The sequence below is a fragment of the Lentibacillus jeotgali genome (assembly GCF_000224785.1).
Lineage (GTDB): Bacteria > Bacillota > Bacilli > Bacillales > Amphibacillaceae > Lentibacillus > Lentibacillus jeotgali.
The window spans coordinates 71,523-97,088 of the sequence record NZ_AGAV01000025.1; the positions used below are offsets into that span (position 1 = coordinate 71,523).

Consider the following 25,566-nt stretch of genomic DNA (forward strand, 5'->3'; position numbering starts at 1 on the left):
GGTTAAAACCGATGAAAAGGTTATAAAAATGTTTATTTATGCAAAAAAATATTGCCAAATTTAATCGGTTTCAATTCACATAATGGTTATAATACTTTATAATTGTCCGTGGGGATGGCAATGTTACGTGTTAAAATATTGTCACATACAGTAATACGTTACTTTATCCTAACTTAATGAACAATTCATAGAAAAAGGAGAGGGTTTGTTATGGCAAAAGGGCTAGAAGGGGTTGTCGCAACCGAAACATCCATCAGCTCAATTATTAATGACCAGCTGACTTATGTCGGTTATACTATTGATGACCTGGCTGAAAATTCTAGTTTTGAAGAAGTTGTCTATCTTTTATGGAATTTGAAGCTGCCGACTAAAACAGAACTGGAAGCATTTAAAGCTGATTTGACAGCTGAAATGGAGCTGCCTGAAGCAGTAATAAAGCATCTTCGTTCATATGATCTGTCAACTGTCCATCCAATGGCCGCATTACGATCTGCAGTATCTATTTTGGGGCTTTATGATGAAGAAGCTGATGTGATGGACCAGGCTGCAAATAAGCGAAAAGCAGTCCGGCTCCAGGCCAAAATAGCTACGATTGTGACGGCCTTCGCTCGGATCCGGAAAGGTCAGGAGCCTATTCAACCGAAGAAGGACCTAAGCTTTGCGGCAAACTTCCTGTTCATGCTGAATGGTGAAGAGCCAAAGGATACCGAAGAAGAGGCAATTAACAAAGCACTCATCCTGCATGCCGATCATGAGTTAAATGCTTCAACATTTACAGCACGTGTTTGTGTCGCTACCCTGTCTGATATTTACTCCGGTATAACGGCTGCAATCGGCGCGTTGAAAGGACCGCTTCATGGCGGTGCTAACGAGCGCGTAATGGCTATGCTCACAGAGATAGGTGATGTGGAAAATGCCATTCCATATATCAAAGAAAAAATGGAAAACGACGAAAAAATCATGGGTATGGGACACCGTGTCTATAAAAATGGCGATCCCCGAGCCAAATACCTGAAAGAAATGTCAAAAGAATTGACGAAAATCACCGGACAAGCAAAATGGTATGACATGTCAGTAAAAATTGAAGAGTTTATTAAAGAAGAGAAAGGTCTTCCAGCCAATGTGGACTTTTATTCAGCCTCCGTCTACCACAGCCTGGGAATTGACCATGACCTATTTACGCCAATCTTTGCAACAAGCCGTATATCCGGGTGGCTCGCACATATTCTGGAACAATACGATAACAACCGTTTAATCCGTCCGCGTGCAGAATATGTCGGTCCCAAAAATCAGGAATATGTAGCCATTGAAAATCGATAACACATTCGATGCCTAACACTAAGCGGAAAAACTCTCTGCAGAGGAAGTTTCACTGCGATTCTGTTCAGCTAACATTCAGCAGAATAACTGTCTGCTGAATGAAATTTCACTTTATGATACACTGATAATTGTTTAAAGAAGAAATAGGAGGTATTTTATATGACACAAGGGGAAAAGATTACAGTTGATAATAATGGGAAGCTGAATGTTCCAAATCGTCCAATTGTGCCTTTCATTGAAGGTGACGGAACTGGGCCGGATATTTGGGCTGCAGCACGCCGGGTCATTGAAGCTGCCGTGGAAAAAGCCTATAATGGCGAGAAAGCGGTTGACTGGAAAGAAGTTTATGCTGGTCAGAAGGCATATGATAAAACTGGTGAATGGCTGCCGGATGAAACGCTTAAAACGATAGACGAATATAAAATCGCAATAAAAGGTCCGCTTACGACACCAATCGGCGGTGGAATTCGTTCCCTCAATGTTGCATTGCGTCAAGAACTGGACTTATTTACCTGCCTGCGACCTGTCCAATATTTCACAGGTGTTCCGTCACCGGTCAAAAATCCTGAAGATGTGGATATGGCCATTTTCCGTGAAAATACTGAAGATATTTATGCAGGTATTGAGTGGCAGAAAGGCTCAGATGATGTGAAAAAAGTCATCAACTTCCTGCAAAATGAAATGGATGTCAACAATATCCGTTTCCCTGAGACTTCAGGAATCGGTGTGAAGCCAGTATCTGAAGAAGGATCAAAGCGTTTGGTCCGCGCTGCAATTGACTATGCGCTTAATGAAGGACGTAAGAGTGTTACTTTAGTACATAAAGGTAACATCATGAAGTTCACGGAAGGATCCTTTAAAGCATGGGGATATGAAGTTGCTGAACAGGAATATAGCGATAAAGTCTTCACATGGGCTGAGTATGACCGTATCGTTGAAAAAGATGGCAAAGATGCGGCAAACAAAGCACAAGATGAAGCGGTCGCTGCTGGCAAACTTCTTGTCAAAGATGCAATTGCCGACATCTTCCTGCAGCAGATTCTGACTCGACCGAAAGAATTTGATGTTGTTGCCACAATGAACCTGAATGGTGACTATATTTCTGATGCGCTGGCAGCCCAAGTTGGCGGTATCGGCATTGCGCCGGGAGCAAACATCAACTATGATTCCGGCCATGCGATTTTTGAAGCGACACACGGCACCGCACCGAAGTATGCGGGCATGGACAAAGTTAATCCGTCTTCTGTTATTCTATCAGCTGTTCTGATGCTTAACCATCTTGAGTGGAGAGAAGCGGGTGACCTTATTATGAAAGCAATGGATAAAACAATTGCCTCTAAAGTGGTCACTTATGACTTTGCCCGTATGATGGATGGCGCGACCGAAGTGAAAACATCCGAGTTCGGCGATGAACTGATTAAAAACATGGATTAAAGTGAAAACGGAAGTGCTCTTACTGTTATAAAAGGGATATGGCAGCTGACATTGCTTGTTTTGTCAGCTGCTTTTTCCCGCATGTAACGAACAGTAACCCGTCAAAAAACGACGACTAACTGTTCGTAAATGCCCGATTCGGTTCAACTAACATTCAACGGGGAAATGCACCCCGGTGAATGAAATTTCACTTTATAAAATAATATCTTTCTTAATGCTGGAAGGGGATTTGCATGGCTATTAAACGGAGGAAAATTTCTGTCATTGGCTCTGGTTTCACCGGTTCTACGACAGCCTTAATGATGGCACAAAAGGAACTGGGGGATGTCGTTTTGGTTGATATTCCGGATATGGAAGACCCGGCAAAAGGGAAAGCTTTGGATATGAAGGAAGCAAGTCCTATACAGGGCTTTGATGCCAATGTTACCGGTACAGCCGATTATGAAGACACGAAGGATTCCGATCTTGTCATCATCACTGCCGGTATTGCCCGTAAGCCAGGCATGAGCCGTGATGATCTTGTCAATACTAATGCTAAAATCATGAAGACCATCACAAAGGATATCGTAAAATATTCACCGGACACGACAATTGTTGTCTTAACCAATCCGGTAGACGCAATGACTTATACTGTTTTCAAAGAATCCGGGCTTCCTAAAGAGCGGGTTATCGGGCAGTCAGGTGTATTGGATACGGCACGGTTCCGCACATTTGTCGCTGAGGAACTGAATCTGTCTGTAAAAGATATTACCGGCTTTGTTCTCGGCGGACATGGCGATGACATGGTGCCATTAATCCGTTACTCCTATGCCGGCGGAATCCCACTCGAAAAATTGATTTCCAAAGAGCGTCTCGATGAAATCGTTGAACGTACCCGCAAAGGCGGCGGAGAAATAGTTGGTTTATTGGGTAATGGCAGTGCCTATTACGCACCTGCTGCTTCCTTGACTGTTATGGCGGAAGCAATCCTGAAAGATCAGCGCCGCGTCCTTCCATCAATTGCCTATCTGGAAGGCGAATATGGCTACAAAGACATTTATCTAGGTGTCCCTACTATCATTGGCGGGAACGGTCTGGAAGAAATCATCGAACTTGACCTGACTGACGATGAGAAAGCCCAATTGGACAAATCAGCAGAATCCGTGAAGAATGTACTTGATGTATTTAAGTAAATAAACTTCTGAAAGTTGTTTACTAAAAGGTGCTTTTTGACACAAAATCTATAAACTGCGACACAAAAAACTTGTGTGCGATAATAACGCTTCGGAAATACACTACGCTTTCCGTGGGGGCTGGTGAGCCTCCGCGTGCTGACGCACTGCGGGGTCTCACCTATGCCTCTGCTCCCACAGGAGTCTCCGTGTATTTCCTCCGCTAAGTTTTGTTCACTATATCTTGGTAAAACAAAATATTTTATGACAGATAAAACTGGATTGCTTAACGCTTAAAAGCAGCTGGAATATGTGAGACTCCTGTGGGAAAGCGAGCCTAAGAGACCCGACAGCGAGCGTTCTTTGCGAGCGAGGAGGCTTGTGGTGAGCCCACGGGAAGCGAGTATATTCCAGCTGCGTCGTTAGAGATTCTCGCTAACTTCTGGTTTATGTCGCAGTTTATCTCAACTGTAACGTTGTGTAACAACAATCTTAAATTTAAGAGTCTTATAGAAAAAGCTTCTCTTTATTCATGATGTTAAAGAGAAGCTTTATTTAATAACTGCTATAGCGGCAGTTCACATTTTCTGGTATAATGGAAAGCGCTTACAGGAATGGAGGTGATTCAATGATTGGCAAACGAAAGCTGGGAAAAAGGATTGAGGATTTGCGGATCGGGGATTCGTACACAGCATCTCATATTATCGAAGACAAGGACTTATTATTATATTTAGGGTTGACTGATGATGCCAATCCGCTCTACCTTCAGCATGATTATGCTTCGCAGACCCCATATAAACAACCTGTCGTTCCGTCCGTCATGCTGTTTGGCATGGTATCATCCATTGTTTCCCTGCATCTGCCCGGACCAGGCAGTCATATCACCCAGCATGAGATAACATTTCCAAAACCACTGTTCCATTATTCCGAAGTGAAAATAACACTTGAAGTCATTGCGATAGATTTTGAGAATCATGAAGCAACACTTTCAATTATCGGTTTTGATGGTGACGGTAATGCAATATTGCAGGGAAAACTGAATGCCTCACCTGCCTATGAACCTGAATCACTGACAGGGAGTTCACTGGAGAATTTCTTTTAACAGTTAATGCTTTTAGAATATTAATCCCAGTTCATAACTTCTTTCCGGGCAAGAACTGCAAAGCAATAATGGCGCCGCTATTAGCCTTTGTAAATTTTTCTTTACATCTCCATCTGTTCACTTTGCGTCTCTTTCATTGTAAGATAAAGGTAGAATATATTGAGATAGAAATGGGGATTGTTGATGGGGAAGCGAATTTTGATTGTTGATGATGAAGCATCAATCGTGACACTTTTAAAATTTAATATTGAGCAGGCTGGCTTTGAAACGGATGTTGCTTATGATGGTGGACAAGCCATATCTAAAGCTGAATCAGCAGTTTTTGACCTGATTATCCTTGATCTGATGCTTCCTGAAATGGATGGCATGGAGGTCTGCCAGCATTTGCGGACAAACAAAATTGACACCCCGATTCTGATGTTGACCGCAAAAGATGAGGAATTTGATAAGGTATTGGGACTGGAACTTGGCGCAGATGACTACTTAACGAAGCCGTTCAGCCCTAAAGAGGTTGTTGCAAGGATAAAAGCAATTCTAAGACGGTCGGAAAAAATTGAAGAGGCAAATACACTTTCAACACAGATTGGAGATTTAATCATTTATCCCGATCGTTATGAAGCTGAGATAAATGGCGATGCACTGACTTTTACCAGAAAGGAATTTGAGCTCTTATACTACCTTTCTTCCCATAAAGGAATTGTTCTGTCACGTGACCAGCTTCTGAGCGCTGTGTGGAATTATGACTTTGTGGGGGACACCCGTATTGTTGATGTCCATGTCAGCCATTTGCGCGAAAAGATTGAGCCGGATACGAAAAAGCCCGTCTATATTAAGACAGTCCGCGGGCTTGGCTATAAAATGGAGGAACCGAAATAATGCTGCCTTTATTTAAAAAACCGCTATTAGCTTATCATGCAGGTCTGTTTTCGCTCGTTTTTCTAACGGGGGTCGCTGCAGCCCAACTGACATCTGAATACATTATCCTCGGATCAATTTTGTTTGTGGAATATTTCATTCTGCTAATTATCATGCTTCATCTTTATGATAAATATATGAAACCGATAAAAAAGACGACTCAGACAGTAAACGAACTTGTTAAAGGCAACTATCGGGTACGGATTCATCATTCGGCAGGCGGCAATATTGCTGAGTTGAACAATAAATTAAATGCGTTGGCACGGAATCTGAGTGAGTTTGAAATTCAGGAACAGATGCAGGAAGACAGACTCTCAACGGTAATTGACAATACCCAGAGTGGTTTAGTGCTGATTGATGAAAAAGGCTATATCCATTTGGTCAATCGCAAGTTTATATCCATGTTTGGCGGGAACGCCCATGACTATCAGGGTTATTTATATTACGACGTGCTCGCAGATGAAACAATACATGAAACTGTTCAGGAAGCGTTCCTGTACGAGACAAACATCAAACACTCGTTCACCCAGACGTTCGAGATCGATACTAAATACATTGAAATTGTCGGTGCGCCGATATTTAATGAACGCGGAATGCTGAAAGGTGCTGTTCTTCTGCTGTATGATATAACCCATTTGAAAAAGCTCGAACTGATGCGCAAAGACTTTGTGGCAAATGTTTCGCACGAGCTGAAAACACCGATCACATCAATCAGCGGCTTTGCGGAAACACTGCTCAGCGGGGCAAAAAATGATAAGGAATCACTCGATAGGTTTTTAACGATTATTTATGATGAAAGCTCGCGTCTGCAGGGCCTGATTGAAGATTTGTTGACCCTGTCTCGACTTGAATCTGATGAATTCAAAATAGCCCGGACCGATGTGGATATGAATCAGCTGATTGAAGAAGTTTTGCCGGTTATTGATCAGCGGGTGAAACAGAAAGACATTACGCTGACAACAGATGTGAAAGGGGACATAACGCTTAGGGCTGATGGTGAACGAATCAAACAGATTATCATGAATTTACTAACCAATGCCATCAGTTACACTGGTGAAAACGGCGCAGTGAATCTGGCTGTGACGGATGAAGGCGAGTCGATCCACATACACGTATCAGATGACGGCATCGGAATCCCGAAAGAAGCTATTACGCGAATATTTGAGCGTTTTTACCGGGTTGATAAGGCACGAAGTCGGAATACCGGTGGCACAGGACTGGGTCTGGCAATTGTCAAACACATTGTTGAAGTGCATGATGGAAACATATCGGTAGAAAGTGAACCGGATAAAGGCTCAACCTTTCATGTCTATTTACCGAAAAATGATCCGGCATCCTCTTAATCGGGGGTGCTTTTTGTTATACTATGTTAAAATAATGATGATAAGTTGAACAAAATCGGGTATTTATGGACAGTTAGCCGTCGTCCTTTGGCGGATTATTGATGCATGATAACGCTATGATCGGAGGATGTTTTGATGCGTAATAAACTTGTACTGATTGATGGGAACAGTGTCATTTACCGGGCATTTTTTGCACTGCCATTATTGAATAATGATAAGGGCGTTTATACAAATGCCGTCTATGGTTTTACCAATATGCTTTTGAAAATTATTGAGGATGAAAAACCGACACATATGCTCGTTGCCTTTGATGCCGGCAAAACGACTTTCCGGCATGAGACATATAAAGAATATAAAGGCGGTCGGCAGAAGACGCCGCCTGAATTATCGGAACAGATTCCGCTTTTGAAACAAGTGCTTGATGCGTTTCATGTGTCGCATTATCAGCTTGATTTGTATGAAGCTGATGATATCATCGGCACGCTTTCAAAGCAGGCGCAGGGGGAGAACTGGGATGTTACGGTTATCTCCGGGGACAAGGACCTGCTTCAGCTTGTGTCGGACAAGGTAACAGTGAACCTGACCAAAAAAGGCATCAGCGACATTGAAGCATACACACCTGGGTTCATGCAGGAAAAGATGTCCATATCTCCCGAACAGATTATTGATCTGAAGGCATTAATGGGCGATAGTTCGGATAATATCCCGGGAGTACCGGGAGTCGGGGAAAAGACGGCTGTCAAACTGCTGAAACAGTTCGAAACGGTTGATAATGTATACGAGAATCTTGCTGAAGTGAGCGGTAAGAAATTAAAAGAAAAGCTGGAAAATCATAAAGATGATGCGTTTATGAGCAAGAAGCTTGTCATCATTGACCGTGAATCACCAATCGACGTTTCGCTTGAGAAGATAACTTATGCAGGTTATCCGCAAGCCGAAGTCAGTGCTATATTTAAGGATCTGGGTTTTCAGTCACTGTTGAACCGGATTGGCGGTGAGACGGATGACGCTGACGAGGAAAAAGTTGAACTAAGTGACATTGATTATACAGTTGTTGACAATGTCACTGAAGACATGCTGGGTGATGAGGCCGCGTTGGTGCTGGAAATGCTTGAGGAAAACTATCATTATGGCACGATTGAAGGTATTGGTGTCGTGAATCAATCCAATGCGTATTTTATTCCGGCCGAAACGGCCACTGAGTCAAAAGCATTTAAATCATGGGCTGAGGACAGCAGTAAATCCAAAGTCGTATTTGATGCGAAGAAAACATTGGTGGCCTTGTTGAATAAGGATATCCATATTAAGGGCATCACGTTTGATATGCTGCTGTCATCTTACCTGCTCAATCCGGCTGAGAACAATCATGATATTCCGGCGATTGCTCACAGGTTGGGCGCGACAGATGTGCTGTTTGATGAAGAGGTTTACGGAAAAGGCGCCAAGATGCAGGTGCCTGAACAGGACAAGCTGAGTGAACATGTTGCCCGAAAAGCAAACGTTCTGTTTCAGATTAAAGATGATATGAAAGAGCAGCTAAAATCGAATGAACAATATGAACTGCTCAAAGAATTGGAAATGCCGCTTGCCCTTATTCTGGGTGAAATGGAGCATACCGGTGTACTTGTTGACGTTGAGCGCATTCGGGAAATGGGCGATGATCTGAAACAGCGGCTCAGTGATCTTGAGCGTGAAATTTATGAACTGGCCGGTGAGGAATTTAATTTGAATTCACCGAAACAGCTTGGACCGATTTTGTTTGAAAAACTTGGTCTTCCAGTGATCAAAAAGACGAAAACGGGTTATTCAACAGCAGCGGATGTTCTCGAACAGCTGCAAAATGAACATGAGATCATTCCGAAACTGCTACTTTACCGGCAATTGGGAAAATTACAGTCGACTTATATTGCAGGACTGCTGAAAGTGGTGGATCAGGATAACCATAAAATCCACACGCGCTATAATCAGGCGTTGACACAGACAGGCCGTTTGAGTTCGGTCGATCCAAATTTGCAGAATATCCCAATCCGGCTGGAGGAGGGGCGTAAGATTCGACAGGCATTCGTGCCGTCCAGGAAAGACTGGGTTATGTTTGCTGCCGATTATTCGCAAATTGAACTACGGGTACTCGCCCATATAGCGGGTGATGAAAAGCTGGTTGAAGCATTCACGAATAACCTTGATATTCATACCCAGACAGCAATGGATGTATTCCATGTTGAGCGGGAAGAGGTAACATCCAATATGCGCCGTCAGGCCAAAGCTGTGAACTTTGGGATTGTTTATGGTATCAGCGATTACGGTCTTTCGCAGAGCCTTGGTATAACACGAAAGGAAGCCAAGCAGTTCATCGAACGTTATTTTGATAGCTATCCTGATGTAAAAGCGTATATGGATGACATTGTCCAGGAGGCAAAACATCAGGGTTACGTCACGACAATCATGAATCGCAGACGCTATTTGCCTGAAATTACAAGCAGAAATTTCAACCGGCGTTCCTTTGCTGAACGTACGGCTATGAATACGCCAATTCAGGGCAGTGCTGCTGATATTATCAAGAAAGCAATGATTGATCTGCATGAAAAACTCAAAGATGAGAAACTCGAAGCACGGATGCTGCTTCAGGTGCATGACGAATTGATCCTGGAAGCACCAAAAGAAGAGATTAAGCAACTAAAAGAAATCGTACCAGCCGTCATGGAGAATACCGTGGACTTGAATGTGCCATTGAAAGTTGATTATGAATATGGTGACAGCTGGTTTAATGCAAAATAAGGGGAAGATGGCATGCCGGAATTACCAGAAGTCGAGACAATAAAAAATACGCTCAAACGATTTGTAATCGATAAAACCATTATAGATGTATCTGTATTTTGGCCAAATATTATTAAACAGCCTGATGATATTGATCATTTTAAACATCTTTTAATGAAACAATCGATCAAAGATATACACAGAAGAGGCAAGTTCCTGTTGTTTGAACTGGATGATGCTGTACTGGTATCCCATTTACGGATGGAAGGCAAGTACAGTGTCCATCCATCAGGAGAACCAGTTAAAAAGCATACACACGTCATTTTTAAATTCAGCGATGGCGAGGAACTCCGCTATAATGACGTACGCAAATTCGGGACGATGCATTTGTTTAAAAAAGGTGATGAACGGAATAATAAACCGTTGAATCAATTGGGTCCTGATCCATTTGATGAGGCATTCACGCTGGATTATTTTTACCAAAAGTTGAAAAAAACAGACCGTGCCATCAAATCGGTGTTATTGGATCAGGCGATTGTTGCCGGGTTGGGAAATATTTATGTTGATGAAACGTTGTTTAAAGCAAATATTCACCCGTTAAGTAAAGCGAATAAATTGAAGAAAAGAGAAGTGAAAGTGATCTGGGAAGCAGCGATATACACCTTGAAAGAGGCGGTGGCCCAAGGAGGTACTACGATTCGATCATACGTCAATTCCCAGGGCGTTATGGGTATGTTTCAACAGGAACTGTTTGTGTACGGCCAGGCGAATGAACCATGCAAAACATGCGGCAAGCCAATTGTGAAAATGAAAATCGGTGGTCGAGGCACTCACGTTTGTGTTTCGTGCCAAAAAATGAAGTGAGGATTGCAAATGACACTAGTTATTGGGTTGACAGGGAGTATCGCGAGCGGTAAAAGTACCGTTTCATTAATGTTTGATGATTTTAATATTCCAGTGATCGATGCAGACAAATTATCACGCGAAGTTGTCATACCTGGTGAGACGGCATACGAACAGATTGTGAATACATTTGGTGAGGGTGTGTTACGCGATGACAAATCACTCGACCGGAAGAAATTAGGCGCTATTGTATTTGAAAATGAAGAAAAACGTAAAATTTTAAACAGTATTGTGCACCCGGCCGTCAGGGAAAAAATGATCGAACGCCGGGATGCATTTGCGGCAGCCGGTGAAAGAAGTGTTGTGCTCGACATTCCATTGTTATTCGAAAGCAAACTGACACACTTTGTGGATAAAACCCTTGTGGTCTATGTTAATGAAGATGTGCAGTTGAAGCGTCTGATGGAACGTGACGGTTACTCGGAAGAAGAAGCTTACCAGCGGATTAATGCACAGATGCCGGTCAAAGAAAAGGCTGATCTTGCTGATGCCGTTGTTGATAATAATGGATCAAAGCATGATTCCTATGAACAGCTTGAATCGCTGCTTAAAGAATGGGAGGTTATTTGAAGTCAAGTGTTCGGTATAACCAAAACATCCTTACAAAATTAAGCTCGGTTTTGCTGAACCGAGCTTAATTAATGCAGTATAATCGCGTTGTCCTAAGTATCAAGTAAAGACCGTGCGTATCGAATGGATACCTGTACTTCGCCCGTTTCAGTTGGCGTTAGCCTTTTTTCTTGATACATAAAGCCTCTTGCTTCGTAAAAAGGGATACCAAGCTGATTCTCCTCCTGTACAGAAACCCATTGCCCCGTTGCTCCCTGGTTAATTTGCTCCCGGGTCAGTGATTCAAGCAACCGTTTGCCTATCCCTTGATACCGGAACGTTTCATCTACATAAAGCAGAAATATTTCGCTGGTATCCGAACTGGTCATACCGCCGCCAATCACACCGGCAATGTCTGATTCGATCAGTGCAGCATGTGTGTAAGCTCCTCCATTGATGTCGTTGAGTACCCGTTCGTGGTTATACCAAAATTCAACATTCCTTTTCTGGTATTCTTCACTTAGCTTTCCTTCGACTGTTTGTTTCCAGCCTGTTGCACAAATTTCTGCAATCGCTGCTGCGTGTTTTGTCTGCGGTTTAATAACGGATATATTCAAGGATGGCACCTCCATAATAATAATCATTTGCCGGAACGAGACCCAGTTCAGACGATGGATAAAAGCGCCCCGCTGATTGAATTTTCACTCTATTTTAACATAGGCATTAGAACATCTTTTAAATCAAGGGAAATTTTTTAATAAAAAATAGCACATTCTTCGGTTTAATATGTTATACTAATTGCAAATGACAGTTGAAAAAGTATAACATAAATTGGGGGATGTAAAATGAGTAGAACCCGGATTGCTATTAATGGTTTTGGCCGCATTGGCCGGATGGTCTTTCGTCAGGCGGTGAAAAATAATGATTTAGACGTCGTATCAATAAATGCCAATTATCCTCCCGAAACACTGGCACATTTGATTAAGTATGACAGCATCCATGGCATCTTTGACGGAGAAGTTAAAGCGCTCCAAAACGGTTTGGAGATTGACGGGGCGTTCATAAACATTGTCAGTTCCCGAGATCCGGAAGAGCTTCCGTGGAAAGAACATGAAATTGATATTGTGATTGAAGCGACTGGAAAGTTCAAAACGAAAGAAGAGGCCGGACGTCACATTCAGGCAGGAGCCAAAAAAGTTGTCATTACAGCTCCCGGAAAACAAGTCGATAATACAATTGTCATGGGCGTCAATGAACAATCCTATAATCCTGAAATAGATGAGGTTATCTCTAATGCATCCTGTACAACTAATTGCCTTGCACCGATTGTAAAGGTATTGGATGCTAACTTAACGATTGTAAACGGTTTGATGACGACTGTTCATTCGTTTACAAATGATCAAAAAAACCTCGATAACCCGCACAAAGATTTACGTCGTGCCCGCGGATGCACACAATCGATTATCCCGACATCCACCGGTGCGGCAAAAGCGCTTGGCAAGGTAATACCGCATTTGGAAGGAAAACTGCACGGTATGGCACTGCGAGTTCCGACTCCGAATGTTTCGCTCGTTGACCTTGTCGTTGATGTAGAGGAATCTGTAACCAGTGAAATGATTAATAATATCTTCCGTAAAGCTTCAGAAAATGAATTGAAAGGGATTATCAAATACAGTGAGGAACCGCTTGTATCAATTGATTATACAACGACCGATTATTCAGCTATTATAGATGGACTTACGACGATGGTGATGGAAGATAATAAAATTAAAATTCTAGCTTGGTATGATAATGAGTGGGGCTACTCCACACGTGTCGTCGACCTTGCAAGACATGTGGGAAGCTATATGAAACAGCGTCATGTCAAAGTTTCGTGATGACAGAATTAATAATATGTAAAACCGTAGAAGAGATTGGCCTGTTCAATAAAAGGGTCAATCTTTTTTGGTCATATCACAATGTGGCTGTCGATATCAGTGTCATAAAACAGTATTCTTTAAGAAAATAGCCTACTGAAACGATAAAAATCATGTTACAATATAAAGACATGGATTATGAAGGTATTAGCGTATGCAAATCTCAAGAAGTTCTTCGGGATGAGGTGCACGAAATGTCGTTTCGTCAAACTATTGCAAGGTATTTCAGTGATCATGCCGAAACAAACGATGTACATATCGATGAATCGTTGCAGACACACTATTATAAAACGACAGGTGAAAAAGGCCTGAATATACTTGAAAATTTATTTCAAAACAATTCCAAATACCATATTAATGCGGTGTCCAAAGACCGCGGAGAAATCAGCGCAACGATTGTCAAAGGAAAAAAAGCATTCATCGTCGCAACGGTTATTATGGTCAGACCGTACAGAACGGCGATTGATTTTTCGGTCACAACCGAGTCGATGCTCCCAATTGACTTTGGCTACAGTTACAGACTGATGCAGCAATTATATACATATGTCGACAGAGAACTGCCGCTGGTGGACAATAAGCGGCAGTAATAATGAATGGGGTTGGACAACATGCGATGTTCAAATTGCCAAAACAAAAGTACAAAAGTATTGGATTCTCGACCGATTGAAGAAGGCCAGTCAATTCGCAGACGGAGGGAATGCGAGCGGTGCGGCTTCCGGTTCACGACATTCGAACGGATCGAAGAAGTGCCGCTGATTATCGTTAAGAAAGACGGTACCAGACAGGAATATAGTCGAGAAAAACTTATCAGGGGATTGATTAAAGCTTGTGAAAAACGGCCTGTCCCGCTTGAGAAGATTGAAGGCATTGCAATCGATGTAGAGAAAGAACTCCGGAACACAGGGGTTTCCGAAGTTGAGAGCGATGAAATAGGTGAAATGGTCATGGAGCGGCTTTCAGAGATTGATGAAGTTGCCTATGTTCGTTTTGCATCGGTTTATCGCCAATTCAAGGATATATCGGTGTTTTTGGACGAACTGAAAGATCTGATTAAATCGGATAAAGAGCAATCCGAATAAGGAAGTTTGGGTAGAATAGGTTGTTCAATAAAGTCCGGTAAAAATGACACAGCTTTGAACAGACTCTAGAAGAAAGGGATAACATCATGCGAGATATCGGAAAAATTCTGCCAATTGAGGGGTACCGGGTTTTACTGAAGGGAAGTCTGCCCGCAGACTACACTAAATCACTAACACACCTTTATCAGCCAATGATTGGAATACAGGCGGTATCATTGTATCTGACTTTAATCAATGAATTGGATTTTCAGGATGGGAACACAACCCAGACGCATCATACATTGATGAACTATATGAATTTGCCACTGGATGACATTTACCGGGCCAGACTGAAATTGGAAGGAATCGGTCTCTTAAAGACGTATCAGCAGGAATCCGATCAGCAAAACACTTATGCTTATGAAATTCAGCGTCCGTTTGCCCCAGCTGAATTTTTTACCGATGATATGCTTACACAGTTGCTGTACCACCATATCGGACAGGCAAAGTTTACCATGCTGCAGAAACATTTCCGCACAAAGACTGGCCACAAAGGGTCGGACATTACCGCTTTATTTAATGACGTGTTTCAAACATTCCAGCCGCACTCAATTGGGATGGACATTCCAGCGGAAGATCACAATGCGGAAGAAAATGTCCCATCAATTGATTTCGCCTGGATGGAACAAATGCTGCAGACACGGATGATTCCGGTTAATAAAGTGCTGACGCCAGTTAATAAAAAAATGATGTCACAAATGATGGCGCTGTATGACTTGGCTGAATTTGAAGTGGAAAAAGCCGTTTTATGGGCGCTGACCGACGAGAACACACTCGCAAGCAAAGAATTCAAAGAAGCTTGCCATGATCTGTTCCAATCGAAACATCAGTCGGCCATTAGATTAACTGATAAAAAACAGAACGAAACAACGGACGTGTATGAACCGACAACGAAAGAAGAACAGCTGATTCAAAAACTTGAAAACATCTCACCGAGAAACCTGCTTGAAGATTTATCAAGCGGTGGGCAGGCATCCGGTCAGGACTTAAAGATGATTCGTGAAGTCATGACAACGCAGGGACTGCCCTCACCGGTCATGAATGTGCTGATTCATTATGTCCTGCTGCAAACCGACATGAAGTTATCAAAAGCATATATGGAAACCATCGCCAGCCACTGGTCACGGGCTAATCTGAAGACGGCCAGAGAGGCGATGGCATTTGCCAAAAAGCAGAAGGCCCAGTACCAACAGCGTAAAAATAATCCTAAAAACAACCGAAAACCTGCATCAAAAGAGGTTATTCCAGATTGGTTCAAAGAACGGAAAAAGGGACAGAAAGCGGTCAGTACTGCACAGCAGAATGGTAATGCAGATAAAGAATGGGAAGAAACGGAAGCACTTCTGAAAAAGTATTCTAAAAAGAAGAATAGTCATTTGTAAGGATGGTATAAATGAAGCCGGTTCAATCTGAATTAAAAAAATGGATGCAGCAAAATAAAAACTTCAAGGAGAATTACACGAAAGTAAGAGAGGAAGTCCTGACTGACCCGGAAATCAGCGAGTTTCTCTCATTACATCCGCAGCTACCGCAAAAAGAAATCAATAAAAACCTGATAAAGCTATACGAGTATAAGTCACAGTCCAAACAATGTGACAGGTGTGAATCAGTTGGCGGCTGCATTAACATGATTCAAGGCTACTCGCCAATCCTTCGTGTGGAAAACGATGAAATACACCTGGTATATGAGAAATGCCATAAACTTGTGGATGCTGAAAAACAACGGGAACAGCAAAAGCTGATTCAGAGTTTATATATGCCGAAAGATATATTAAACGCCACTATTGACGATATTGATCATGATAATCAACGGGGTAGCGGTATACATGAATTGCTTCTTTTCCTGGAAAATGCTCGTACAGAACTCCCTGCAAGAGGCATCTACTTTCACGGCCCTTTTGGTGTCGGGAAAACATATTTGCTTGGTGCGCTGGCGAATGCCTTAAAAGACTATCATATATCATCAATGCTTATTTATATGCCTGAATTTGTCCGCGAGATGAAAGGCTCTATCAAAGACGATTCCATTAACGAAAAAATCAATTATTTTAAAACAACTGATGTCCTGATTCTTGACGATATTGGTGCAGAGACACAATCAGCCTGGTTCAGAGATGAAATTCTGGGATCTATTTTACAGTACCGAATGATGGAAAAGCTGCCGGTCTTTTTCACATCCAATTATAGTCTGCAGCAGTTAGAGGAGCAGCTTGCTACCACAAGCCGCGGAGGCAGTGAAACGGTCAAAGCAGGTCGGATTATTGAACGTATTAAGCAGGTCAGCAAGGAAGTCAAGTTGTCTGGTAAAAATCGCCGTGAATCATAATTGTCTTGTCTCATATACTTTCTCAATACAGTTAGTTTAAAAGTGTTATGCTCACAGGGTATGACACTTTTTTCAGTTAGAGGTTGGGACATAACTAAACAACGCCCTATCTTAATCACCCGGGCTATAGATATTTACTAGTTTCATTGGAGCATACATTTTTTAAGAGGGATGTCCATATAATGTAACAGTTTGGTCTTGGGTGAGGGTGATGTTTTTGCTGGAAGTGTACTTTGAGTCGGATAAAGAAGCCATAAGTTTCTGCGAGAATTTGTTTCAACTGAATAAAAAAATTGAATTACATTGGAAAACAACAGAGAAATGGGGAAATCATCTGCAGCTGGATTATCAGGAATCAGGTGATAAATTTACCGAAGCCATCGCCGGTTCAATGGTCAGGGTGTTCGTAGCACACCGGCTTACAAACATGATCAATCGGGTTATTAAACATAATTATTATTATTCAAATTCTGATGAGATTGAGCGTATCATGGATTTATCGCATTGGATTGTTGCCGGAAATGATGAGGACAGTCAGCATGTCAGAAATAATAAAGATCCAACTAAATTGCTGCACTCACTTTTTCTCGTCAATATTAAAAATTCGAGAATACTCCATTTTGATTCACTCATAAATTTTCAATTGAAAGTGTTTAAGGATCAGCTTGTCCACTATGTCGGGCTTGCGATTGATGAATTTAAGCGAGAAGAGGAACACCAGGCATTTATCGATACGCTCAGGAATTATATCATAAGGCGAGAACCCGTGTTTGAAACCATTCATGTTGTACAAGGTGAGCCGCTTTCTTTTTTTAAACCGGATGGCAAACAGTTTTCACGGATGGAACTGCGTGTGCTCATGCAGAAAGAACCGCTCTACCTTGTCGGCCTTGATGCTGATGAGCTGAATTTATCACCGCTGATCGCCATGGCTCCCGAAAAAATCAAGCTGTTTGGTGATGAGCCGTCAGATCCAAAAACTCTAACTGTTATTAATATTTTTCAGGAACGGGTTGAATTTGAACCTTACAGTAGATTTCCGTTTCACATGACTTAAAAAAATAAATGATTAAACTTGATTTTATTTGAAACACAAGCTATAATACCATTTATATAAATTGATGAATGGAAAAGTAACGATAAGGACATGATCGTTTGTCTTTTTGGATAGATAAGAGAAGGAAGCCGCTGGCTGAAAGCTTCCACTATGCCTGCAAATGATTACCGCCTTTAAACTCTACTGTTGAACAAGGAGTAAGCAGTAGCGTAACGTCTGCGTTAAGGATAAATGAAGCCGCATTTGTTGCGGAAATTTAGGGTGGAACCGCGTGCTGAACGCTCGTCCCTTTGCTTTGAAGCATAGGGACGGGCGTTTTTATTTTGAAAAATTTAAATCAAACATATACCGAAGGAGTGATAAATATGGCGGATATTACAATTACATTTCCCGATGGGGCGAGCAAATCGTTTCCTGCGGGAACTACTGGAGAAGATATTGCAGGTTCGATTTCACCCGGGTTAAAGAAACAGGCACTGGCAGTCAAGGTCGATGGCAAATTATATGATCTCAGACGGGAGCTTCCCCATGGCGGGGCGATTGAAATCACGACGTATAAAAATCAGGAAGGCGTTGAGATTATGCGCCACTCAACAGCCCATCTACTGGCACAAGCGGTTACCAGGTTGTTTGATAATGTGAAATTCGGCGTTGGTCCAGTTATTGAAGAAGGCTTCTATTATGATATTGATTTGGATCATGCCCTTACACCTGAAGATCTTCCTAAAATTGAAAAAGAAATGAAACGAATTATTGACGAAAACTTGGAAATTCAACGCATTGAGGTCTCCCGCAATAAAGCGAAGGAGATGTTCCAGGAAATCGGGGACGATCTGAAACTTGAATTGATCGACGATATCCCGGAGGACGAGCAGGTGACAATTTACAAACAAGGTGAATTTTTTGACCTGTGCCGTGGTGTTCATGTTCCATCGACAAGTAAAATAAAAGCTTTTAAATTGCTGAGTGTATCCGGAGCCTATTGGCGGGGTGACAGCAATAATAAACAGCTGCAGCGGATTTACGGAACAGCTTTTGAAAAACAAAGTCAACTTGAGGAACATCTGCACATCCTCGAGGAGCGGAAAGAGCGCGACCATCGTAGACTTGGTAAGGAACTGGAAATATTTACCGTTTCTCAAAAAGTGGGACAGGGGCTACCGTTATGGCTCCCTAATGGGGCGACAATCCGCCGTATTATTGAGCGCTACATCGTTGATATTGAAGAACGCCTAGGTTATGACCATGTGTACACACCTGTTCTAGGCAGTGTTGATTTGTATAAAACAAGCGGTCATTGGGATCACTATCAGGATGATATGTTCCCGACAATGGAAATGGACAACGAAGATCTGGTTCTCCGTCCAATGAACTGCCCGCATCATATGATGGTGTACAAAAATCAATTATACAGTTATCGTAATTTACCGGTTAGAATCGCTGAACTGGGAATGATGCACCGCCATGAAATGTCCGGTGCACTGGCAGGGTTGCAGCGTGTCCGGGCGATGACCCTGAATGATGCCCATATCTTTGCACGGCCTGATCAGTTAAAGGATGAATTTATTCGGGTTGTGGAACTTGTGCAAAGAGTTTATAAGGATTTCGGGATTAAGGATTATTATTTCCGTCTGTCGTACCGGGATCCTGAAGATAAAGAGAAGTATATTGATAATGATGAAATGTGGGAAAAAGCACAGGTCATGTTGAAAGAAACGATGGAAGAGATGGACGTCAAGTACGTTGAAGCTGAAGGGGAAGCTGCTTTCTACGGTCCAAAATTGGACGTGCAGGTTCAAACAGCGTTAGGAAAGGACGAAACGCTTTCCACTGTCCAGCTTGATTATCAACTGCCAGAACGTTTTGACTTGACATATATCGGTCAAGACGGGAATGAACATCGCCCGGTCGTCATCCACCGCGGTGTTGTCTCGACGATGGAACGTTTCGTGGCATTTCTAATTGAAGAATATAAGGGTGCATTCCCAACCTGGCTCGCACCTGTTCAAGTAAAGGTTATCCCTGTCGCACCAGATGCTCATCTCGATTATGTGAAAGGAGTCGCGGATAAATTGCGATTCGAGGGTGTACGAGTCGAAGTTGACGAACGCGATGAAAAAATTGGCTATAAAATCAGGGAAGCACAGACACAAAAAGTTCCCTTCAGCTTAGTGCTGGGGGATAATGAAATTGAGAATAATAGCGTGAATGTCCGGCGTTATGGCGAAAAAGAATCCAGAACATTGAGCTTTGATGAATTTAAAGCATTGATTGAGGAAGAAATTGATCAAAAGGTTCTCAATAAAAAATAACAGTAAGAGAGTGGGACAATCTGCAGATGAGGAGAAATATCAGCAGATGGCCAGGAACATCAGCAGAAAAAATTAATTATCGCGCTGGCAGAGGTTTTTGCATAAGCTGTTTAAAGTTGGCCGTTAAAGATTGTCCCAGCTTCTCTACATTATAATTGGACCGTGAACGTCTTCTCAGAACAGTAAAGGAATCTGGGCTTCCTTTTTGGCTGTGATCATGATAAACTGATTATAGAACTTTTATAAGAAGCATAAACCTGTTGACATACGGTTTAATAGATGCTATTCTATAAAAGTTGAACAAAATGGTCTGAGACAAGTAGAAGCACCCGCTTCTCACCTGATCGACGCAATTATGCAGTCGGCTGGTTCTGAACTTTTCAATAGCGATTTATTGGAGACGTGTGGGTGCAGTATGTACCGACACTTTTTTATTTGCGATAGAATCACTTGTCAATGACGGATCAGGGTAATAAAAATATTTTGGAGGTGGCTGGCAATTAGCAAAGAAATGAACGTCAATGAAAAAATCCGTGCCCGCGAGGTACGTCTGATCGACTCTAACGGGGATCAGTTAGGAGTGAAATCACGCAATGAGGCGCTGGATATTGCTCAAAAGCGCGATTTGGATTTAGTTTTGGTTGCACCAAATGCTAAACCACCAGTATGCCGTATCATGAATTATGGCAAATACCGCTATGAGCAGCAGAAGAAAGAAAAAGAAGCGCGTAAAAAACAAAAAGTCATTAATGTAAAAGAAGTGCGGTTTACTCCAGGAATTGGCGAGCATGATTTCAACACAAAACTGAAGAATGCACGAAAATTCTTAAGTAAAGGCGACAAAGTTAAAGCTTCTGTCCGTTTCCGCGGTCGGGCTATTACACACAAGGATTTAGGCCGTGAAGTGCTTGACCGTTTGGCTGAAGAAACAAATGATGTTGCCACAATTGAATCCAAAGCAAAAATGGAAGGCCGTAATATGTTTATGATGCTTGCACCAATCAAAGAAAAGTAAGCAGCATTTAACGAATAAGGAGGATATCAATATGCCTAAAATGAAAAGCCATAAAGGTTCACAAAAACGTTTCCGCAAAACAGGTTCAGGAAAGCTGAAACGCGCACATGCGTACACAAGTCATATGTTCGCACATAAATCACCAAAGCAGAAACGTAAGCTTCGTAAATCCGCTATCGTTTCCAAGAGTGATTTCAGACGTATTAAAACAATGCTTCCGTATAAATAAAAAGGCCGATGTACTCATTTAAATAAGTAACGATTTTCAATTGTATTAGGAGGGAATTACTATGCCACGTGTAAAAGGTGGACCAGTTACGCGCAGACGCCGTAAACGAACATTGAAATTAGCTAAAGGTTATTATGGTTCGAAAAGAGCATTATTTAAACAAGCAAAACAGCAGGTCATGAAGTCCGGACAATATGCTTACCGTGACCGCAGACAGAAAAAACGTGACTTCCGCAAGCTATGGATTTCCCGCATTAATGCTGCAGCCCGCATGAATGACATTTCATACAGCAGACTAATGCATGGTCTAAGGCAAGCAGGCGTCGAAGTCAACCGCAAAATGCTGTCAGACCTCGCTGTCAGTGATGAAAAAGCATTTGCGCAATTAGCCGATAAGGCTAAAGCAGCATTGAAATAATGACATCATTAAAAAGCCAAACCCATTTTCATCAGGGTTTGGCTTTTTAATATAAAATTTACTTTTGTTGCAGGTTTTGTCATTCTCTCTTATTCGATTGATTAAGATCGTAAACTTATTAGTTGTCATTATATCATGATTATTAATTCGTGATATTATTTTGACCGGCACTCGATGATAGATTGAAATTTTTGCTCAGCGATGAATTAAGTTTTCATAAAGATCGTATTGACCAATTGTTTCAGGTATAATGAGGACCGTCTATTCCCATCAGATTTTAATATGTTAAAAATTAAGAATTGGCAGGGGAGATAAAAATGATGATCGCTTATATACTTGGCGTTAATATAATAGCATTCCTGATTATGGGAGTGGATAAGCAAAAAGCAAAAAGAGAATCATATCGCATTCCCGAACGAACCTTTTGGGGGTTGGCTATATTGGGCGGTGCAATTGGAATATGGGCCGGTATGAAAAGCTTCCGGCATAAAACAAGGCATCGTTCATTTGTGATAGGAATGCCGGTGTTAGTTAGTATTCAAGTTGTTTTCGCGGTTTCATTATTTTAATGTCATAATGGCTCGTCTATTGTCATATACTTGTACTGGCGTATGAAACGAGTACCGGGGAAGGAGGCTGGGCATGGAGCAGGTTAGCCATTATATAATGGTTTTTATAGAAACAGGCGGGCTGTTTGCACCGGTTTTATTCATTAGCTTTCATTTATTAAGACCCTTATTTTTTCTTCCCGTTGTTTTAATATGTATTTCAGGAGGCGTGCTTTTTGGGACTGTTGCAGGGACATTATACTCCGTGATTGGTATAACACTTTCCAGTCTCATTTTTTACGCAATTATTCGCTGGATGCCAAACACTTTCGCAAAACTTGTTAATTTGAAGCAGAAACTGATGGGGAAGAATTCCGAATTTACAACATCGCAAATCGCTCTGCTGAGACTCGTTCCATTTATCCATTTCCATTTGCTGTCTCTATGTCTGATTGAAATATCCTCAAACTTCAGAGATTACACCAAATCATCCATTCTGACAAACATTCCACTGGCATTTGTCTACACGTCAGTTGGCAAGTGGATATCCAGTTTGTCCCCGTTCCACATTCTCATCCTATTATTATTAATGCTGCCATTTATCTACATTCTGAGACGAAAGGAAATTATTATTAAATGGAATGACTTTTTCCAAGTTAGCACGTGAACTATGCGCATCCGACGCCGGGATGCGCATTTCTTCTGTTTTCTTAATCAATCGTTGTCAGTACCAGTTTGTTAATTGGGTACTTCCACGTTATGGCGGCGTGCGGATAGCGGATTAATAATTCTTTTTCAATAAAATATAAATCATCCCGGGTTATCCCTTCCAGTTCATTGGTATTACGGGCAAATATGTGAATATCAACAACTTCAAACGAGTCTTCGGTCGCGTCAATATATTTTTCGCCTTCAAACAGACAGCTTTTATATACAAATTGAATATTCTTTTTGGAATTGCCGGGATCATCCACCATATAGAACGTATTGGCTTCTTTGGCGATTTGCAGTTTTCGGTCTGGGTTACGGAAGTATTGAACAATTGTATAGACGATCAGTGCAAGTGCGATCAGTATAAGCAATCGAAATAAAAGAACAATCATATCCCCTGTCTCCTTGTAACACTTAATAGTATCTATACGTTACGAGTTCTCTGGAGGTTTCACTAATATAATGATTTCATGATACAATTATAAGCAAATATTTTGAGGGTTGCTATGTATCTGCAACGTGAAATGGGGTAAGGTAAAGTGGAATGGTCATCATTATATTCGATGCAAAAACAGCTGGATGCCTATATTGAATCCCAGCATGATCTGTCAGGCAAGGATTTGTTCAAGGAGAAATACTTGGCTTTGCTTGTGGAGTTGGGAGAGCTGGCTAATGAAACAAGGTGTTTTAAATTTTGGAGTGTCAAACCCCGGAATGATCAATCCGTTATTTTAGAGGAATATGTCGACGGGATTCATTTTATTCTCTCACTGGGACTGGACAAGGGTTACCGCTATGCTACTGGTTCGATAAATTCGACTGAGAACGACGAAACTGGGCAGTTTAACCGTGTATATGATTTATGCGCGGCATTTTACCGAGAGCCATCGGAGAAAAACTACAATAAGTTATTTGACAGTTACCTGGATCTGGGTAATTTGCTTGGATTTGACGAACAAGGGGTAAAAGATGCCTATTTAAAAAAGAATGAAATCAATTATGAGCGACAAAATCAGGGATATTAAGTGCAAAGGTGCTAGCGCCCGGTTAGCGACGTAAGAACTGCGCCTGCGCGTCGCAGGTGGGTCGGCGTTGCCGCGCATCGCGGTGGTTTTAGCCGAACTACCCCACTAGCCGCAGGAGATGAAGGAAACACGATGAGCGTAAGCGAACCGCTGTTAACTTATCGGACGGAGATGAGGGAGATCTCGCTAGTCGCTGGAACCGGACGTGGCTTATCTTGTATAAATTCACCGCTAAATTTAACACTAACTTATATAGCAAAAAAATTTTGTCATTTATGGTGTTGGCGTTATAATAAAAGAGGATGAAGAAGGAGGTTTATACATATGGCAAATTTAGATGAGACAAACACGATGTTAAAAGATCTGACAGATGCGCGGGGGATTCCGGGCAATGAGAAAGAGCCAAGGGAGGTTATGGAAAAATACATTTCGCCTTATGCTGATGAACTTTATACAGATAACCTGGGAAGTCTGATTGCGAAAAAGACCGGTGAGGAAAACGGGCCGAAAATTATGGTGGCTGGTCATTTGGACGAGGTTGGCTTCATGGTTACACGGATTGATGATAAGGGCTTTGTGTATTTCCAGACTGTCGGCGGCTGGTGGAATCAGGTCATGCTAGCGCAGCGAGTAACGGTTATGACAGCACGTGGTGATGTGACTGGTATCATTGGTTCCAAACCGCCGCATGTATTGTCAGCTGAAGAGCGCAAAAAACCGGTTGAGATTAAAAATATGTTTATCGATATTGGTGCATCAAGCAGAGAGGAAGCTCAAGAGTTTGGTGTCCGCCCCGGCGATTCGATTGTACCTTACTTTGAATTCACACAGATGAAAAACGAAAAAATGCTAATGGCCAAGGCTTGGGATAATCGGATAGGTTGTGCTATTGCGATTGAGGTATTAAAACAGCTGAAAGGTGAAAAGCATCCGAACATCGTTTATGGTGTTGGAACCATTCAGGAAGAGGTTGGTTTGCGCGGAGCACGTACCTCAGCATATGCTATTAAACCGGATATCGGCTTCGGTGTTGATGTGGGAATTGCTGGAGACATGCCTGGGGTATCTGATAAAGAAGCAGACAGCAAGCTTGGAGAAGGACCGCAAATTATTATTTATGATGCATCTATGGTTCCGAGCAAGGGTGTGCGCGATTTGGTTGTTGATACTGCGGATGAGCAGAACATCCCATATCAATTTGCCTCTATTGCCGGCGGGGGAACGGATTCCGGTTCCATTCACTTGACGGCAGACGGTGTTCCGTCACTGTCAATTACCATTGCAACACGCTATATTCACTCACATGCAGCGATCTTACACCGTGATGATTTCGAAAATGCCGTCAAGCTGATAGTGGCCACGATTAAAAAATTGGATGCAGATAAAGTGAAAGAAATTAAACTCGGTTAGTGTTAAGCAG

At 42.1% G+C, this 25,566-nt stretch carries 25 protein-coding genes and 1 other annotated feature; of the genes, 23 read left to right on the forward strand and 2 right to left on the reverse strand.

What is annotated here, in order from left to right:
- The first annotated feature begins 210 nt into the window (after window positions 1-210).
- The 9 genes from citZ (at window position 211) to coaE (ending at window position 11,492) form a co-directional block, all read left to right on the forward strand.
- Window positions 211-1,320, forward strand: coding sequence for a citrate synthase (gene citZ / locus ON01_RS17975; RefSeq protein ID WP_010532413.1), 1,110 nt, complete (start codon window positions 211-213; stop codon window positions 1,318-1,320).
- Between the two features lie 159 nt (window positions 1,321-1,479).
- Window positions 1,480-2,754 (forward strand): NADP-dependent isocitrate dehydrogenase, encoded by a 1,275-nt coding sequence (gene icd / locus ON01_RS17980; RefSeq protein WP_010532414.1) that lies wholly within the window; start codon window positions 1,480-1,482, stop codon window positions 2,752-2,754.
- A 233-nt stretch (window positions 2,755-2,987) separates the two neighbouring features.
- Window positions 2,988-3,926 (forward strand): malate dehydrogenase, encoded by a 939-nt coding sequence (gene mdh, locus ON01_RS17985; protein ID WP_010532415.1) that lies wholly within the window; start codon window positions 2,988-2,990, stop codon window positions 3,924-3,926.
- A gap of 607 nt (window positions 3,927-4,533) precedes the next feature.
- Window positions 4,534-5,007 (forward strand): hotdog family protein, encoded by a 474-nt coding sequence (locus ON01_RS17990; RefSeq protein ID WP_010532416.1) that lies wholly within the window; start codon window positions 4,534-4,536, stop codon window positions 5,005-5,007.
- Window positions 5,008-5,190: 183 nt separating this feature from the next.
- A complete protein-coding gene (locus ON01_RS17995; RefSeq protein WP_010532417.1) occupies window positions 5,191-5,883 on the forward strand; it encodes a response regulator transcription factor in 693 nt (230 codons plus the stop codon).
- Complete coding sequence (pnpS, locus tag ON01_RS18000) at window positions 5,883-7,265, forward strand: two-component system histidine kinase PnpS (RefSeq protein WP_010532418.1); 1,383 nt, start codon at window positions 5,883-5,885, stop codon at window positions 7,263-7,265. The genes ON01_RS17995 and pnpS overlap by 1 nt, the downstream gene beginning before the upstream one ends.
- A 135-nt stretch (window positions 7,266-7,400) precedes the next feature.
- Window positions 7,401-10,040 carry a DNA polymerase I gene (gene polA, locus ON01_RS18005; protein WP_010532419.1) on the forward strand — a complete coding sequence of 880 codons (2,640 nt, stop codon included), beginning with the start codon at window positions 7,401-7,403 and terminating at the stop codon, window positions 10,038-10,040.
- A 12-nt stretch (window positions 10,041-10,052) separates the two neighbouring features.
- Window positions 10,053-10,883, forward strand: a complete 831-nt coding sequence (gene mutM, locus ON01_RS18010; protein WP_010532420.1) for a DNA-formamidopyrimidine glycosylase — start codon at window positions 10,053-10,055, stop codon at window positions 10,881-10,883.
- A 9-nt stretch (window positions 10,884-10,892) separates the two neighbouring features.
- Window positions 10,893-11,492, forward strand: a complete 600-nt coding sequence (gene coaE, locus ON01_RS18015; RefSeq protein WP_010532421.1) for a dephospho-CoA kinase — start codon at window positions 10,893-10,895, stop codon at window positions 11,490-11,492.
- 92 nt (window positions 11,493-11,584) lie between these two features.
- On the opposite strand, the gene ON01_RS18020 is transcribed toward coaE, so the two are convergent.
- The gene (locus ON01_RS18020; RefSeq protein WP_010532422.1) at window positions 11,585-12,088 is read right to left on the reverse strand and encodes a GNAT family N-acetyltransferase; all 504 of its coding nucleotides are present in this window, start codon (window positions 12,086-12,088) and stop codon (window positions 11,585-11,587) included.
- 228 nt (window positions 12,089-12,316) lie between these two features.
- Here ON01_RS18020 and ON01_RS18025 point away from each other — a divergent pair, with 228 nt between their 5' ends.
- The 12 genes from ON01_RS18025 (at window position 12,317) to ON01_RS18080 (ending at window position 23,077) form a co-directional block, all read left to right on the forward strand.
- Window positions 12,317-13,348, forward strand: coding sequence for a glyceraldehyde-3-phosphate dehydrogenase (locus tag ON01_RS18025; protein ID WP_010532423.1), 1,032 nt, complete (start codon window positions 12,317-12,319; stop codon window positions 13,346-13,348).
- A 233-nt stretch (window positions 13,349-13,581) separates the two neighbouring features.
- Window positions 13,582-13,974 carry a hypothetical protein gene (locus ON01_RS18030; RefSeq protein WP_010532424.1) on the forward strand — a complete coding sequence of 131 codons (393 nt, stop codon included), beginning with the start codon at window positions 13,582-13,584 and terminating at the stop codon, window positions 13,972-13,974.
- Between the two features lie 21 nt (window positions 13,975-13,995).
- Window positions 13,996-14,466: a transcriptional regulator NrdR gene (nrdR, locus tag ON01_RS18035; RefSeq protein ID WP_010532425.1), complete on the forward strand. Its 471-nt coding sequence runs from the start codon at window positions 13,996-13,998 to the stop codon at window positions 14,464-14,466.
- Between the two features lie 86 nt (window positions 14,467-14,552).
- Window positions 14,553-15,887: a replication initiation and membrane attachment family protein gene (locus ON01_RS18040; protein ID WP_010532426.1), complete on the forward strand. Its 1,335-nt coding sequence runs from the start codon at window positions 14,553-14,555 to the stop codon at window positions 15,885-15,887.
- 11 nt (window positions 15,888-15,898) lie between these two features.
- Window positions 15,899-16,831 (forward strand): primosomal protein DnaI, encoded by a 933-nt coding sequence (gene dnaI / locus ON01_RS18045; protein WP_010532427.1) that lies wholly within the window; start codon window positions 15,899-15,901, stop codon window positions 16,829-16,831.
- 211 nt (window positions 16,832-17,042) lie between these two features.
- On the forward strand, window positions 17,043-17,888 hold the full coding sequence (gene ytxC, locus ON01_RS18050) for a sporulation protein YtxC (RefSeq protein ID WP_425357520.1): 846 nt from the start codon (window positions 17,043-17,045) through the stop codon (window positions 17,886-17,888).
- Between the two features lie 365 nt (window positions 17,889-18,253).
- Window positions 18,254-20,200 (forward strand): threonine--tRNA ligase, encoded by a 1,947-nt coding sequence (thrS, locus tag ON01_RS18055; RefSeq protein WP_010532429.1) that lies wholly within the window; start codon window positions 18,254-18,256, stop codon window positions 20,198-20,200.
- A 311-nt stretch (window positions 20,201-20,511) separates the two neighbouring features.
- Window positions 20,512-20,639, forward strand: a sequence feature (ribosomal protein L20 leader region).
- 72 nt (window positions 20,640-20,711) lie between these two features.
- Window positions 20,712-21,215, forward strand: coding sequence for a translation initiation factor IF-3 (gene infC, locus ON01_RS18060; protein ID WP_010532430.1), 504 nt, complete (start codon window positions 20,712-20,714; stop codon window positions 21,213-21,215).
- Window positions 21,216-21,246: 31 nt separating this feature from the next.
- Window positions 21,247-21,444 (forward strand): 50S ribosomal protein L35, encoded by a 198-nt coding sequence (gene rpmI, locus ON01_RS18065; RefSeq protein ID WP_010532431.1) that lies wholly within the window; start codon window positions 21,247-21,249, stop codon window positions 21,442-21,444.
- Window positions 21,445-21,505: 61 nt separating this feature from the next.
- Entirely contained in the window at window positions 21,506-21,862 is a 357-nt protein-coding gene (gene rplT / locus ON01_RS18070) for a 50S ribosomal protein L20 (protein WP_010532432.1), read from the forward strand.
- Window positions 21,863-22,182: 320 nt separating this feature from the next.
- Window positions 22,183-22,431 carry a DUF1294 domain-containing protein gene (locus ON01_RS18075; protein ID WP_010532433.1) on the forward strand — a complete coding sequence of 83 codons (249 nt, stop codon included), beginning with the start codon at window positions 22,183-22,185 and terminating at the stop codon, window positions 22,429-22,431.
- A 73-nt stretch (window positions 22,432-22,504) separates the two neighbouring features.
- On the forward strand, window positions 22,505-23,077 hold the full coding sequence (locus ON01_RS18080) for a TVP38/TMEM64 family protein (RefSeq protein ID WP_010532434.1): 573 nt from the start codon (window positions 22,505-22,507) through the stop codon (window positions 23,075-23,077).
- Between the two features lie 43 nt (window positions 23,078-23,120).
- On the opposite strand, the gene ON01_RS18085 is transcribed toward ON01_RS18080, so the two are convergent.
- Window positions 23,121-23,513 carry a hypothetical protein gene (locus tag ON01_RS18085; RefSeq protein ID WP_010532435.1) on the reverse strand — a complete coding sequence of 131 codons (393 nt, stop codon included), beginning with the start codon at window positions 23,511-23,513 and terminating at the stop codon, window positions 23,121-23,123.
- 147 nt (window positions 23,514-23,660) lie between these two features.
- Here ON01_RS18085 and ON01_RS18090 point away from each other — a divergent pair, with 147 nt between their 5' ends.
- Window positions 23,661-24,146 carry a dUTP diphosphatase gene (locus ON01_RS18090; protein WP_010532436.1) on the forward strand — a complete coding sequence of 162 codons (486 nt, stop codon included), beginning with the start codon at window positions 23,661-23,663 and terminating at the stop codon, window positions 24,144-24,146.
- A gap of 324 nt (window positions 24,147-24,470) precedes the next feature.
- A complete protein-coding gene (locus ON01_RS18095; RefSeq protein ID WP_010532437.1) occupies window positions 24,471-25,556 on the forward strand; it encodes a M42 family metallopeptidase in 1,086 nt (361 codons plus the stop codon).
- Window positions 25,557-25,566: the final 10 nt, after the last annotated feature.